Here is a 14530-nt window from a genome sequence, read left to right as displayed (position 1 = left end):
TCCCTTGCCGGGGCGAATCATCGCCGCGACCCGGCGCCTTTTCAAGGCCGTTGCCGCGAGGCCCGCGCCTTGGTACGCGTCATGCCCGTGCAGGATCGCAAGGACCCTCTCACTTACAAGGGCGCGGGCGTCGACATCAGCGCCGGCAACGAAGCCGTGCGGCGGATCAAGCGCCTCGTGGCCGGCACCCGCCGGCCCGAGCAGATCGGCGACATCGGCGGCTTCGCCGGGCTCATGGGCTTGCCCGCGGGCGTCGGCGATCCCGTGCTCGTCGCCTGCACCGACGGCGTGGGCACGAAGTTGCTCGTGGCGATCGCGCTCGACCGCCACGACACCGTGGGCGTCGACCTCGTGGCGATGAACGTCAACGACCTGCTCGTCACCGGCGCGAGCACGCTCTTCGTGCTCGACTACATCGCCTGCGACCGGGTCGTGCCCGAGCGCATCGAAGCCCTCGTGAGCGGCATCGTCGACGGCTGCAAGCAGGCCCGCTGCGCCCTGCTCGGCGGCGAGACGGCCGAGCTGCCCGGCCTGTACGCCCGCGATCATTACGACCTCGCCGCCTTCGCCGTCGGCGTCGTCGACCGCACCAAGATGCTCGGCCCCACCCGCGTGAAGAGCGGCGACGTCGTCCTCGGCCTGCGCTCGAGCGGGCTCCACAGCAACGGCTACAGCCTCGCGCGCAAGGCCCTGCTGGACCCCGCCCACGCCGGCCTGTCGTTCGCCGATCGCCTGCCGGGCGATCCCGCCGGCCGCAGCGTCGGCGAGGCCCTGCTCGCGCCGACGCGGATCTACGAGCCTGCGTTCGCGGCCCTGCGAGGGCTCGAGCACGCCCCGCTGCACGGCGCCGCGCACATCACCGGCGGCGGCCTGCTCGAGACCCGGCGCGCGCGCTCGCCGACGACCTCGCGCTCGAGCTCGACCTCTCGTCGCTCGAGCTCCCGCCCGTGATCGCCGCGGTCGCCGCCCAGGGCGTCGGCGTGCGCGAGCTGCTGCGCACCTTCAACTGCGGCGTCGGCATGCTGCTGTACGTCGACCCCGCCCACGTCGACGTCGTCCGCGGCGCGCTGGCTGCCATCGGCGAGGAGCCGTACGCGCTGGGTCGCGTGGTCCCCCGCCCCGCCGCCGACGCGCCGCAGGTGCGCCTGTCCGGCGCGAGCTGGATGGGCGGCGCCGTCGAGGTCGAGTAACCGGGGCTGTCCTGAGGGACATCCGATCCTGTCCTTCGGGACAGAATAAAAAGCTGTCTCTCGAGACATGCCCGCCGGCAGGCCGGGCGTCTCGCCGATGCTCGAGCCCGCAACAGCAACGGCTGGATGCTCGTTCCTGTCCTTCGGGACAGGAGAATGATCGATCTAGCGAGACATGTCCGTCAGCGGCCGGGTGTCTCGCCGATGCCCGTGCCCGCGACGGCGCGCGAGCGAGCACCGTCGAGGAGCCCAGGCCCTCCGGGCTCATCGGCGTCACGACCCGCTCGGAGGCAGAGCTCGCCGTCGGCGCCAGCGGCGATCGCAGCGAGACGCTCTCTCAAGCGAGGCAGGACCTGCCCCTGAAGACAGATCGCCGCGAACTCCGGCTCAGCCGGCCTTGCTGCCGCCGAGGCAGGGCGGGCTCTTGGCCGCCTGCTCGCCGCGCGCCTGCCACTGCTCGGGCGTCAGCGCCTCGATCGCCAGCGCGTGCAGCCCGGAGCGCAGCTCCTCGGCCGCGGCCGCGTTGACCTCGCGGTGGCGCGCCACCAGCGACTTGCCGGCGAAGCCGGCGCTGACGACCACCACGCGGTAGTGGCTCTCTGCGCCTTTCGGCACCGCGTGCATGTGGCTCTCGTCGCGCACCTCGAGGTGCTCGGGCGCGAACGCGGCCGTCAGCGCCTCGGTCAGCGCCCGCGCTCGCCTGCCCGAAGGGACAGCCTCGCTCACGCGCTCGCCTCCGGGCGCGGCGCCTCGGGGGGCAACTGCTGGGCGACCACCACCGCGAGGTCCATGACCTCGACGGCCTCGTCCTTGCCGAGCGCCTTGAGGCCGTCGGACAGCATCGTGTGGCAGAACGGGCAGCCGACCGCGACCGCGTTGGCGCCGCCCTCGGCGACCTCCTTGGCGCGGTTGATGTTGACGCGCTTGGCCGGCTCCTCCTCCATCCACATGCGGCCGCCGCCGGCGCCGCAGCAGAACCCGTGCTCGCGGTTGCGCTGCAGCTCCTGGACCTTGCCCTTGCCGCGGGTCGCGTGCTCGAGGATCTCGCGCGGCGCGTCGTAGACCCCGTTCCAGCGGCCCAGGTAGCACGAGTCGTGGTACGTGAACGTGCGCTCGCTGGTGTGGTCGAGCTTGAGCTTGCCGGCCTGCAGCAGGTGCGTGATGAGCTGGCTGTGGTGGATGACCTCGTAGTTGCCGCCGAACTGCGGGTACTCGTTCTTGATCGTGTGGAAGCAGTGCGGGCACGAGGCGATCACCTTGGTGACCTTGGCCTCGTTGAAGGTGTCGACGTTCTCCTGCGCCAGCGTCTGGAACGCCATCTCGGCGCCGAGGCGGCGCAGCGTGTCGCCGGTGCACTTCTCGCGCTTGCCGAGCACCGCGAACTTCACGTTCGCGGCCTGCAGCACCCTGGCCAGCGCGCGCGTGGTCTTCTTCGCATTGTCGTCGTAGGCGCCGGCGCAGCCGACGAACAGCAGGTACTCGGCGTCCGGCACGTCGTCGATGAGCGGCACCTCGAGCCCCTCGGCCCACTTCATGCGGTCGTCCTGCGGCAGGCTCCACGGGTTGCCGGCGCCCTCGATGTTGCCGAGCACGCGCGTGACCTCGCCGGGCGTGCGGCCCGACTCGTCGTTGAGCACGATGTGCTGGCGCATCTGCAGGATCTTCAGCGGGTGCTCGATGAACACCGGGCACACCTCCTGGCACGCCCCGCAGGTCGTGCAGGCCCACAGCGTCGCGTCCTTGACGCGGCCGCCCACCAGCGGCGGCAGGGCCCCGAGGTCGGCCTTGATCTTGTCGATGATCGACTTGTTCGGCCCCTCCGGCGCGTCGTCCTTGAGCGTGCCACCGGCCTTCTGCAGCTTGACCAGCAGCTTGCCGCGCTCCTTCATCTCGTCCTTGAGGTCGTGGATGAGGTGCATCGGCGACAGCGGCTTCTCGGTCGCGAACGCCGGGCAGTACATCGTGCAGCGGGCGCACTCGGTGCACGAGTAGTTGTCGAGGAGGCTCTTCCAGGTGAAGTCCTCGACCTTGCCCACGCCCCAGTTGTCGAACAGCGGCTCGGCGTTGGGGTCGGTCGGCTCGCCGTCGAACAGCTTGGCCTTCGGCATCGCCCCGCGCTGGCCCTGGCGGCGCAGCAGGATGTTCGGCGCCGAGGTCAGCACGTGGATGTGCTTCGAGAACGGCAGGTAGTTGAGGAAGGCCAGGACGATGCCCATGTGGACCCACCAGCACACCTCCGAAGCGATGTGGGCGAAGTGCGGGTCCATCCCCGAGAACAGGCCGCTGATCGCCGCGGACACCGGCGCTCCGCCGGCGTAGTGACCCGCTCCCGCGATCTCGAACGCGTGGTGGCCGAAGTGGCTGATGCACAGCAGGCTGATCGCCGACAGGATCAGCATCGCGTCGAGGCTCAGCGGCACGAACGGCGGGCGGATGAAGCGGCGCGTCATCGCGTAGGCGATCGCGGCGATGACGATCACGTTGGCGACGTCGACCACCGCCATCACGCCGCGGTAGACCGCGTCGGGCATGATCAGCGAGAGGTTCATGCCCGCGCCGAACAGGCCGGACAGGCCCATGTCGACCGTGGCGATCGTCAGGATGAGGAAGCCCCAGTAGATGGGCAGGTGGTGCCAGCTCCGCTTCTCCTCGACGACCTTGCCCTGACCGAAGAAGAAGGCCATCAGGCTGGCGATCCGCTGGGCCCAGGTCTCCTTGAGGTCCGACGGGCGGCCGAGCGCGACGGTGCGAATCAGCCCCGAGACGGAGTAGGTGAAGAGGCCGAGCGAGAACGCGACGGCGGCGGCGAAGGCGATCTGCTTGAGCATGGCAGGGCGGGCTTTGGGCAAGCACGCTATACCACAGGGCAGAGGCCAGCGTTCGCCTCTGCGCGCGAGACCGCGCCCCGGCGAAATCTCCCGCATTTTCCGTGATGGTCCCGTCCGATCAGCGCCCCGACCGCGAGCCGACTCCCGGCCCCCGTGCCCGCGCGCCCGACCTGCTCCTCATCAGCGACCTCCACCTCGGCTCCCACCTCAAACCGCGGATGCGCGGCGAGTACGTCCACCTCGCCGTCGACATCGACCGCGGCCTGCCCCGCTTCCTCGACCACTACGCCCGCGGCCCCGGGCGCTGGCAGCTCGTCATCAACGGCGACTTCATCGACTTCTGGAACATCGAGGTCGGCCAGGAGAAGCGCCTCGTCGGCGAGGCCCTCGCGGTCCATCGCCTCCACGCCGTGCTCGACGCCTACCCGGGCGTCGAGGACGCGCTGGTCCGCTTCCTCGCCGCCGGCAACAACATCGTATTCGTCGTCGGCAACCACGACGCCGAGTTCCTCTACCCCGGCGTCCGCCGCGCCCTCACCGAACGCCTCTACGCCGGCCTGGGCGAGGCCTCCCTCACGATCACGCACACCGGCAGCCCGCGCCTCGACCAGGTCGCGCGGGTGCGGTTCGTGCCGTGGTTCCTGTGTGAGGCCGGCGGCGTGTGGATCGAGCACGGACACGTGTTCGACGCCGCCTGTCACACGGGACAGATGTTGGCCCCGACGCGCGGCGGCCGCCTGGTCCAATCGCTGGCGGAGGTGGCCACGCGCAGCTTCACCAACGCGATGCCGGAGATCGACTACGACGCGGCCGACAAGTTCATCACCCCGTGGGACTACATCCGCTGGGCCTGGGCTCGCGGCCTGCGCTTCATCCTCTACGCGATCATGCTGTACTTCCGGATGGCCTTCCGCCTGCTGGCGCTGTGGGCCCGCACCGGCCGGGTCGACCGCGCCGGCCAGGCGATGCACGTCGCCCGCCTCGAGCGGATCGCCGCCACCGCCGGCCTGCAGATGAGCACCCTGACCGCGCTGCAGTCGATGGCCCCGCCCCCCGCGTCGGCCACCGTCGCCGGCGTCCTCCGGATCACCGCCCTCGACGCGATCCTCAGCGTCCTCGCCTGCCTCGGGATCGGCGTCGGTCTCGCCGCCGCGCTCGGTGCCCCGCGCCTCGCCGGCCTGGTCGCCGGCGCCCTGCTCGGCTGGCTGTCGATCCGCCGCCTCCGCAAGCGCCGCCGCCCGCGGGCCATCGCCGACGACATGGCCCGCGTCGCCTGCGACGTCGGCCGCGCCACCGGCGTGCCCCTGGTCCTCATGGGCCACAGCCACAACGGCGTGATCGCCCGCAACGACGAGGTCGTCTACGCCAACAGCGGCTGCTTCCTCGACGGCTCCCACCTGGTCGTCCGCCGCGACCACGCCACCGGCCGCCTCGAGAAGGTCGAGCTCCGCGCCTGGCGCAACGACGCGGTGGTCGTCCTCGACGCCGCGCCCCTGCCCCCGGCCCCGTCCGCGCGCCCCAGCGACGAGGTCGTCGCCGATCGCTCGCTCTCGGACATGCCCGTAGCGACAGGTGCTTGAGAGCATGTCCTTTTAGACATGCTCGGAGCGCCAGATGAGTTTCGCCGCGGAGCCACGGACCTCGGACGTCCGCCGGCGACGGCCCCGACGCGGACGCACGCGAGAGGACCGCGAAACCGCCTGCAGTCGCGCTCAGTACGCGACCGCCGCGCCGCCGTCGCGGGCGATGTCGGCGACCGCGCGGTAGCCCTGGGTCTTCGGATCGACCTCGATCGAGTTGGCGTGGCCGATCGACGGCCACTCGGCGATCGTGTGCCCCTTGGCCTTGAGCCCCTCGACCGTCGCCGGATCGAGGGTCGGCTCGGTGACGATCCGGTCCGGCATCCATTGATGATGGACCCGCGGCGCCTTCACCGCCTGGTCGATGGTCGCCCCGTAGTCGATGAGCGCCCGCACGATCTGGGTCACCGTCGTCGAGATCGTCGAGCCCCCGGGCGTGCCGACCACCGCGCGCAGCTTGCCGTCCTTGACCAGGATCGTCGGGCTCATGCTCGACAGCATGCGCTTGCCCGGCTCGATCTTGTTCTGCTCGCCCTGCACCAGCCCGAACGTGTTGGGCGAGCCCGGCTTGACCGAGAAGTCGTCCATCTCGTTGTTGAGCAGCACCCCCGTGCCCGGCACGACCACCTTGGCGCCGAAACCCGTGTTGAGCGTGTAGGTGTTGGCGACCGCGTTGCCGAGCACGTCGACCACCGAGTAGTGCGTGGTCTGCATCGACGTCTTGGTGCCGATCCCCGCCGCGATCTTCGACGACGGCGTCGCCTTGTTCGGGTCGATGTCCGCCAGCCGCGACTGCAGGTAGGACGGATCGGTCAGCTGCGTCAGCGGGATCTTCACGAACGCCGGATCGCCGAGCAGGAAGTTGCGGTCGGCGTAGGTGCGCCGCGCGGACTCGACGTAGAGGTGCAGCTCGTCGACGCTGAGCCACGGCTTCTCGTAGATCTTCAAGATCTCGCGGGCCGCCAACAGCTGCCGCAGGACCACCCCGCCCCCGGACGGCGGCGGCATCGTGATCACGTCGTGGTCGCGGTACTTGAAGGTGATCGGCTCGCGGGCGATCGCGCGGTACGCCTTGAGATCGTCGGCGCTCCAGATCCCGCCGAGCGCCTTGACCTCGCGCGCCAGCTTGTCGGCCAGCGGCCCCTCGTAGAACGCCCGCGGTCCCTGGTCGGCGATGGTCTCGAGCGTGCGCGCCAGGTCCGGCTGCTTCCACACGTCCCCCGTCACGAACGTCTCGCCCGTCGGCCGGCGGTAGATCGCCGCGGCGTCCTTGTAGCCGAGCTTCAGCATTCGCTCGCTGCCGGTGGTGAGATCCTCCGCGTGGAAGCTGTCGAGCTCGTGGCCGTCGCGCGCCAGTGCCACCGCCGGCAGCACGAGATCTCGCCACGGCAAGCTGCCGAATTGTTCGTGGGCCAGCGCCAGCCCCGCGACGGTCCCAGGATCCCCGCCGCCTTCGGCCCCTCGACGCTCTCGCGCGTCGGGTTGCCCTTGGCGTCGAGGAACATGGTCGGCGTCGCCGCCGCGGGCGCGACCTCGCGATAGTCGATCGCCGCGGTGCGCCCGTCGGCCATGCGGATGACCATGAACCCGCCGCCGCCGAGATTGCCGGCGCTCGGGTGGGTCACCGCCAGGGCCAGGCCCACGGCCACCGCCGCGTCGACCGCGTTGCCGCCCTTCTTCAGGATCGCCACCCCGACCTCGCTGGCGTGGCGCTCGGCCGAGGTCACCGCTCCGTGGATGCCCACCGCCGTGGCAGGATCGCTCGCGTCCTTCTCGGGGAGCGATCTCCCGCTGGCGGCGCCGTGCTCGGCCGATTCTTGCGCGGTCGGCGCGTTCGACGGACCGGGAGACGGGGTCGCCGCAGGGGCGGCGGGCCTGCACGCCAGCGCCCCTGCGACGAGCCAGAGCGTCAGAGCCAGGGATACGGACGATTTTGAAGGGGCAGGCATGGCCGGAACCTTACATGGCCTCCCTCGGACTGTCGCGCCATTCGCACCTTCGTGTCGGTCCGAATCGTGCTTGACACTCCGAGAGGCTTGGAGCATCCTCCCCCCACCTCGGACGCGCCCAGGGGGCGGCCCAAACCGACCCGGTTCGAGCCACCAACACCCCCCTCGGCGCCTCGCCCTTCTTCGGGGATCGTCTAATGGTAGGACTGCGGTTTCTGGTACCGCCTATCGGGGTTCGAATCCCTGTCCCCGAACTACCACGTCCGAGAGTTTCTGGCCCTGTAGTCTAGCGGTTAGGACGTTGGCCTCTCACGCCGAAAGCTCGGGTTCAAGTCCCGACAGGGTCACTCACTCGAAAGCCCTCAGCACCCGCTGAGGGCTTTCCTCTTTTGGTCTCACGAACCCCGGTGGCCCAAAAAACGACGCCGCAGCGACTGCTCGCTGCGGCGTGATGGGTCACACGTTGAGGTCGGAGGACCAGCGGGCCGGCGGGTGACCCACCCGGGCACCGGCGAAGGTGCTCGGGGGCGCGCGGGTCGAAGCGTCGGCCGTGTTCCTTGGAACCCGCTTCGCGGCGATTTTCCGGGCGCCCCGAACGGCGATGCGGGCGCGAAAATTCGTCGGCCCGGACCACCTTGCTATCCTGCGAGCGTGGATCTCGTCGCCTACCGCATCACCTTCCCGCAGCCGGGGGCGCACCTCGTCCACGTCCGCCTGGAGCTGACCGCGACCGGGGAGATCTGCCAGCTCTGGATGCCGGCCTGGAGCCCGGGCTCGTACGTGCTCCGCGAGTACGCGCGCAACATCCGCACGATCGCCGCGAGCGTCGGCGACGCCCCGCGAGATCCGCAAGCTCGCCAAGGATCGCTTCGAGCTCGCCACCCGCCCCGGGGAGCGGCTGGTCGTCGACTACACCGTCTACTCCCACGACCTCAGCGTCCGCACCGCCCACCACGACGCCAGCCACGCCTACCTCCACCCGCCGCAGCTGTTCCTCGTCCCCGAGGGCTACACGGGCCCGTTCCGCGTCGCCGTCGAGCTGTTGCCCGGCTGGACCGCGGTCAGCCTGGCCGCCGACCCAGAACGCCAGGAGCGTCGGAGCCCCGGCCACTTCGAGGTCGATCTCCCCGACCTCGACGCCCTCTTCGACACCCCGATCGAGGCCGGCCTCCTCTCGATCACCCACCTCCCCGCGCCGTGCGAGCACGTGCGCCTGGCCGTGTGGGGCGAGCCCTTCCCCGACTTCGTCCTCCCGCGTCTCGCCCGCGTCGTCGACCAGGTCGAGCGCTTCTGGCCCGCCCGCCCCTACGACCGCTACACCTTCCTCGTCCACGCCGCCGTGGGCGCGCGCGGCGGCCTCGAACACCTGGCCGGCAGCGTCCTCGGCGTCGAGCCGGAGTCCTGGGCGCCGGCTGCGCGGCGCGTCCACGCAGGCAACCTCGACCGCGACGACGACAGCGAGGGCGGCGTCTACGACCTGCTCGAGCTCGCCAGCCACGAGCTGTTCCACGCCTGGAACGTCAAACGCCTGCGCCCCCGCGCTCTCGGTCCGTTCGACTACGGCCGCGAGAACTACACCCGAGAGCTGTGGATCGCCGAAGGCTTCACCAGCTACTACGACGGCCTCCTCGTCCTGCGCAGCGGCGAGATCAGCGTCAAGCGCATCTGCAGCGCCTCGCCGAGTCGATCGGCCGCCTGCGCGACACCCCCGGCCGCCTCGTGCAGTCGCTCGAAGAATCGAGCTTCGACGCGTGGATCAAGCTGTACCGTCCGCAGGACGACAGCCCCAACGCGTCGGTCAGCTACTACCTCAAGGGCAGCCTCGTCGCGCTGCTCCTCGACCTCTGGCTCCGCGAGCTGCGCCCGAGCGGCAGCGGCCTCGACGGCGTCCTCGCCGAGCTCTGGCGGCGCGGCCCCGGCGGACTCGAGACGCGCGGCCCGGCCACCACAAATACCTATTCTTATCCAGGGTTTAGGGTCGAGGACCTCGAGCAGATCTTGGGCGAGCAGAGCGGCCTCGGCGAGGTCCCAAGCGCCATCCGCGCGCTCTGGTCGAAGCCCATCGAGCTGGACTTCGCCTCGCTCGCGCAGCTCGGTTTGCGCCTGTCCGAAAAGCCAGTTCAGCCCGGCCTCATCGATCTCGGCTTCACCCTCCAGGATCGAGCCGGCAGCCCCTGGGTCGAATTCGTGCGCACCGACTCCCCCGCCGAGCGCGCCGGCCTCGCCTCCGGCGACAAGCGCTGGCCGCGCGCCGCCCGGGCGGCAGCTGGCTGCGCCTGCGTTCCGCCCGGGCCGCCCGCGTGTGGGACCACCTGCAACCGGGAGCCTCCGCCGAGCTCCTAGTCAGCCGGCGCGAGCGGGTGCTGACGCTCCCGATCGCCTTCGCCGCCGCGCGCGGCGCCCCGCAGATCGAGCGCATCGACGACGCCGATCCCGCCGCCCGCGCGCGCTTCGAAGCCTGGTCCGGCCGGCGCTGGAGCGATCCGTGATCGAACCCGCGCTCGAGCAGCTCACCGCCGAAGACGTCGGCCACACGACGGGCACGCCGTTGCCGTTCCGGTTCATCCCGGCCCAGCACATCACCCCGCTCGTCATCAGCCTGCCGCACGTCGGCCTCGCCTGGCCCAACGACGCCACGCGGGCCAGGCCCGCGGTGGAGTTCGCCCGCAACGCCGATTACGAGGTCCACCTGCTCTACAGCCGCGCCACGGCGCTCGGCGCCGCCGTCGTGCGCGCCGAGTACAGCCGGCTCCTCGTCGATCTCAACCGCGCGCCCGACGACGTGAGCCCCGAGATCGTCCCGGATCACCCCGCCCCGCGCCCCGATCGCCGCGGCTGGTGCGGCCCGCAGGCCAAGAACCGCGGCGTCGTGTGGGGCAACGCCGTCGGCAACATCCCCATCCTCGATCGCCCGCTGTCGTACGCCGAGTTCGCGCAGCGTCTCGGCCGCTACTACCTCCCCTACCACCGCGCCCTCGCGGTGTTGCTCGCGCGTCGGCGGGCCCGCTTCGGCCACGCCATCCTGCTCGACGCCCACAGCATGCCGAGCAGCGTCCCGGGCGACCTGATCCTCGGCACCTACGAGGGCGGAGCCTGCAGTCCCGCGCTGCAGCAGCGGGCGCTCGCGGCGCTACGCGCGTCTGCGGACGGTCGGACGACGCTCTCCGTGCGCCTCAACGACCCCTACCGCGGCGGCGAACTCGTGCGCTCGTTCGGCAGACCGGAGGCCGGGCAGCACGCGTTGCAGCTCGAGGTGAATCGCGCGCTCTACATGGACGAGGCGAGATCCGCGGTGTGGCCGGAGCTCGCCGCGTTCGCGTCGACCGCCGGAGCCGCGCCCATCCGGCCCAGCCGCCCGCGTTTGGCAGCGCTGATCGACCGTGTGGAATCCCTCGTGCGCGCATTGGCGAGCGCGCAGACCGGCCTTGGCCTCACCAGCGAAAGCGCCGCGCGGTGAACATCTTCGCCGATGCACTTCTGCAAACCCTTGTATCGCTCCTGCCCGAGAGGCTAACATCGACCAACCGCTCTCGGCTCCGTTGAAGGAGAGGCACCGTGGCTGCACCCAAGAAGACCACATCCGGCAACGCCGATGCGTTTGACGACCTGCTCGGTCAGCTCGTCGACGAGCTTGCAATGACTCCGACCATGGTGCCGGAGCCCGAGCCTCCGCCACCGCCCCCGCCCCCGAGCCGCCCCCGCAGCCCGAGACCTACGCTGCGCCCGTGCAGGAGGCTCCGCCGCCGCAGAAGCCGATCCTGGCGATCGCGCTGGGTGGCGGTCTCGCCGTCGCCGGCATCGCGGTCGCGCTGGCGATGATTTTGAAGCCCGATCCGCCGCCCCCGCCGGCGCCGGCGCCCGCGAAGGTCGAGACCAAGGGCCCACGCCTCCGGTCCAACCGCCGCCGGTGGCCGCGCCCAATCAGCCGGGGCAGCCCGGCGTCGCGGGTCAGCCGAACGTCCCGGGTCAGCCGTTGCCGGGCCAGCCGAACGTCCCGGGTCAGCCCGGCGTCGTCGCGCCCGGCCAAGTCGATCCCAACGCGCCCGCGCAGCCCGGCGTCGCCACGCCTGGCCAGCCCGATCCCAACGCTGCAGCCACGCCCGACGCGAAGAAGACGGTCAAGAAGACCAAGAGCCGAGCGGCGGCGGTGGAGGCGGCGGCGCCAAGAAGGCCGAGCCCAAGAAGAAGAGCGAAGTCGCCGATCCGTTCGGCTGAGCAACCAGAGAGAAACGACCTGCCCATGTCGATCCTGCGCGTCTCGCTGTCTGCCCTCCTCTGCACCACTCTCGCGCTGCCCACCTCCGTCGCCTGGGCCGGTCCGCCGCCTCCGCCCCCGCCGGGCGGCAACGGCGTCCAGCCCGAGGCGCCGCCCGACCCGAGCACCCTGTCTCAGGAAGAGCGCCTCACCTGGGCCAAGAGCTGTTCGGCGAGGCCAAGGCCGCGCACGACCGCGAGGACTACTACAACTCGGTCATCCGGTTCGAGCAGGCCTACAACTTCGCGCCCGACAAGCACATCTTCGCCTTCAACATCGGCCAGGACGCGTGAAGCTGAAGGACTGCGCCCGCGTCAAGCAGTACCTCGAGCTGTTCCTCGTCAAAGAGCAGAACAACGCCGACCTGCGCAAGAAGGCGCAGGAGCTGCTGCAGAAGTCCGACAACAACCCCGAGTGTGTCACCGGCGGTCCGGCAGCCGCGCCCACGCCCACGACCAATAACAACACCTCGTCGCGTCCCGCGACCGACGAGGAGGACCCGCTGCTGCAGAAGCGCAAGAGCGGCGGTAGCAGCAACAGCGCTGAAGAGGACGACGCGCCGAAGAAGCGCGGCGTGTCCGGCCTGTTCATCGGCGGCGTCGTGCTCGCCGTGCTCGGCGTCGGCGCTGTCGGCGGCGGCATCGGCACCCTCGTGGGGGCCAAGAACCGGGCCAGCGGTATCGAAGAGGCCGCTGCACCGGGCGGCGTCATCACGACCTTCCCGCAGGGTCAGTACACCGGCGACGTCGACGACGACTTCAACTCGCTCAAGACCCTCAACCTCGTCACGCCGATCCTCATCGCGGCGGGCGGCGCGCTGCTGGTCGGTGGCATCGCCATGATCGCCGTCGATCGCACCAACAAGAAGAAGGGCAAGGGCTTCTACGCCGGCAAGAAGCGGCTCGAGGTCACCGGCCTCGGCGCGGCGCCCCTGCCGGGTGGCGGCGCGGCCGGCTCCTTCGCGCTGCGCTTCTAGTCGGCGCGGCTAGACTTCACGCATGGCCGTGAGCGACGAGCGGGCCCTACTGCGGGCCCGTCTGGACCGTGAGATCGGGACTCTGGGCGTGGGGCGACCTTCCGAGGTCGCCTTCGCCTATCCGAGCCCCTATCGCGCCGGCATGTCCAGCCTCGGCTTCCAGACGCTCTACCGTCTGTTGCACGAGCTGCAGATCGGCGCGCACCGGGCCTTCTTGCCTGATGTCTGGGAGCCGATGGCGCTGCCGTGGCCGCAGCCGAAGCGGCCGATCCTCACCTACGAGGGCGAACGCCCGCTGTCCTCGTACCGCGTCGTCGCCATCTCCGTCGCCTATGAGCTCGAGCTCGCCGGCCTCGTCCGCCTGCTCGAAGGGTCAGGTATTCCGGTGCTGGCCGCCGAGCGCCGCGAGCACGATCCGATCCTCGTCGTCGGCGGTCCCCTCACCTTCTCCAACCCCAGCAGTCTGCTGCCCTTCGCCGACCTTCTCATCGCCGGCGAGGCCGAGGACGTCCTGCCCGAGGCGATCGAGCGGCTGCTCTCGCATCGCCGCCGCGAGCCCGCCATCGCCGCCGCCGCCGAGCTCCCGCACACCATCGTCGGCGAGGTCGCCCCCGGCTTGTGGCACGACATCCCCGAGCCGGCGCGCGCGAGCAGGGCGGGTCCCGGCCTACTCGGCGATCCTCACCCCGGATACCGAGCTCGCCGACATGTTCCTCGTCGAGCCCGAGCGCGGCTGCTCGCGCCAGTGTGCCTTCTGCGTCATGCGGATCCAGCCTGGCGGCGGCATGCGCCTGGTCGAGATCGATCGCGTCCTCGACCTCGTGCCCGAGCAGGCGCGCAAGGTCGGCCTGGTCGGCGCCGCCGTCACCGATCACCCCGACCTCGAGCCGCTGGTCGCCAGCCTCGTCGAGTCCGGCCGCTCCGTCAGCATCTCCAGCCTGCGCGCCGATCGCCTCACCCCGGCCTTCCTGCGCGACATGCAGCGCAGCGGTCACCGCACGATCACCGTCGCCTCCGACGGCATCAGCGAGCGCATGCGCCTCCTGCTCGATCGCAAGATCAAGGAGGAGCATCTTCTGCGCGCCGCCAAGCTCGTCCACGAACACGGCTTCCACCGCCTCAAGGTCTACGAGATGATCGGCGCCCCCGGCGAGACCGACGCCGACGTCGACGAGCTCATCCGCTTCGCGCGCGAGCTCGCGGGCATCGGTCGCCTCGCGCTGACCTTCTCCACCTTCGTCGCCAAGCGCAACACCCCGCTCGACGGCCAGGCCTTCATGGGCGTCAAGGCGGCCGAGGAGCGGCTGCGACGGATCCGCAGCGGCCTCGGCGGCAAGGTCGAGATCCGGCCGCAGTCGCCGCGCTGGGCGCACATCGAATACTTCCTGGCCCAGCGCGGCCCTGACGCCGGTCACGCTGCGATCCAGGCGGTGCGAGCCGGCGCCCGCTACGCCGACTGGATCCGTGCCTTCGAGGCCACGCCGCCCGTGGCGCGTCCGCTCAAGTTCGGCGACGAGGCCGCGTGGGCGCGGCGGCGGGGCAAGGCGGCCGAGCGGCGCAACAAGTTCCCGCTGCCTGTCCTTGGCGCCAGCTCCGGCTCCTGAGCCGGCGCGCCGGAATATCCGCACCCCGCTCGCGCGTGGACGACTTTGCGGTCCGCGCGCGCGGCCGTGGTAGCGTCTCGCCGTGCAGCTCCTCGTCGCCTGGACCGTCCTCCGCACCTTCGCCGCGCTCGGCCGTCTCGAGCCCGTG

The 14530-nt window shown here is 71.0% G+C and carries 7 protein-coding genes, 2 tRNA genes and 4 pseudogenes; 10 read left to right on the top strand and 3 right to left on the bottom strand.

Annotated elements, in window-relative coordinates; translation table 11 throughout:
* Positions 1-81: 81 nt before the first annotated feature.
* Positions 82-1190: pseudogene (purM, locus tag OV079_RS08050) on the top strand (phosphoribosylformylglycinamidine cyclo-ligase).
* Between the two features lie 387 nt (positions 1191-1577).
* On the opposite strand, the gene OV079_RS08040 reads toward purM, so the two are convergent.
* Together OV079_RS08040 and OV079_RS08035 are read right to left on the bottom strand one after the other, a co-directional pair.
* Complete coding sequence (locus tag OV079_RS08040) at positions 1578-1916, bottom strand: BolA family protein (protein ID WP_267767204.1); 339 nt, start codon at positions 1914-1916, stop codon at positions 1578-1580.
* Entirely contained in the window at positions 1913-4018 is a 2106-nt protein-coding gene (locus OV079_RS08035; RefSeq protein ID WP_267767203.1) for a (Fe-S)-binding protein, read from the bottom strand. Before OV079_RS08035 ends, OV079_RS08040 begins: the two co-directional genes overlap by 4 nt.
* Positions 4019-4122: 104 nt before the next feature.
* On the opposite strand from OV079_RS08035, the gene OV079_RS08030 reads away from it, so the two are divergent.
* A complete protein-coding gene (locus tag OV079_RS08030; protein ID WP_267767202.1) occupies positions 4123-5598 on the top strand; it encodes a metallophosphoesterase in 1476 nt (491 codons plus the stop codon).
* A 132-nt stretch (positions 5599-5730) separates the two neighbouring features.
* Here OV079_RS08030 and ggt read toward each other — a convergent pair.
* Positions 5731-7547 (bottom strand): annotated as a pseudogene (gene ggt, locus OV079_RS08025) (gamma-glutamyltransferase).
* A 183-nt stretch (positions 7548-7730) separates the two neighbouring features.
* Here ggt and OV079_RS08020 point away from each other — a divergent pair.
* The 8 genes and pseudogenes from OV079_RS08020 to OV079_RS07980 all read left to right on the top strand — a co-directional run bounded on the left by OV079_RS08020 (position 7731) and on the right by OV079_RS07980 (position 14382).
* Positions 7731-7801: transfer RNA gene (locus tag OV079_RS08020), tRNA-Gln, on the top strand.
* A gap of 21 nt (positions 7802-7822) precedes the next feature.
* Positions 7823-7894, top strand: a tRNA-Glu gene (locus OV079_RS08015).
* A gap of 145 nt (positions 7895-8039) precedes the next feature.
* A pseudogene (locus OV079_RS57440) lies at positions 8040-9890 on the top strand (M61 family metallopeptidase).
* Entirely contained in the window at positions 9848-10036 is a 189-nt protein-coding gene (locus OV079_RS08000) for a hypothetical protein (RefSeq protein ID WP_267767199.1), read from the top strand. Before OV079_RS57440 ends, OV079_RS08000 begins: the two are co-directional and overlap by 43 nt.
* Entirely contained in the window at positions 10033-11004 is a 972-nt protein-coding gene (locus OV079_RS07995) for an N-formylglutamate amidohydrolase (RefSeq protein ID WP_267767198.1), read from the top strand. The genes OV079_RS08000 and OV079_RS07995 overlap by 4 nt, the downstream gene beginning before the upstream one ends.
* Positions 11005-12091: 1087 nt before the next feature.
* Complete coding sequence (locus OV079_RS07990) at positions 12092-12778, top strand: hypothetical protein (RefSeq protein ID WP_267767197.1); 687 nt, start codon at positions 12092-12094, stop codon at positions 12776-12778.
* 22 nt (positions 12779-12800) lie between these two features.
* A pseudogene (locus tag OV079_RS57435) lies at positions 12801-13271 on the top strand (radical SAM protein); the annotation flags it as partial.
* 214 nt (positions 13272-13485) lie between these two features.
* On the top strand, positions 13486-14382 hold the full coding sequence (locus tag OV079_RS07980) for a B12-binding domain-containing radical SAM protein (RefSeq protein WP_267767195.1): 897 nt from the start codon (positions 13486-13488) through the stop codon (positions 14380-14382).
* The last annotated feature ends 148 nt before the right edge of the window (positions 14383-14530 follow it).

The organism is Nannocystis pusilla (genome assembly GCF_026626665.1).
GTDB classification, from domain to species: Bacteria; Myxococcota_A; Polyangia; order Nannocystales; family Nannocystaceae; genus Nannocystis; species Nannocystis pusilla.
Note: the sequence above shows the minus strand (reverse complement) of the source record. Positions and strands in the feature narration are given on the sequence as shown.

Coding starts and splice junctions, on each gene's coding strand:
- OV079_RS08030 (WP_267767202.1), top strand. CDS start 4,123: ATGGTCCCGTCCGATCAGCGCCCCGACCGCGAGCCGACTCCCGGCCCC.
- OV079_RS07980 (WP_267767195.1), top strand. CDS start 13,486: ATGTTCCTCGTCGAGCCCGAGCGCGGCTGCTCGCGCCAGTGTGCCTTC.
- OV079_RS08035 (WP_267767203.1), bottom strand. CDS start 4,018: ATGCTCAAGCAGATCGCCTTCGCCGCCGCCGTCGCGTTCTCGCTCGGC.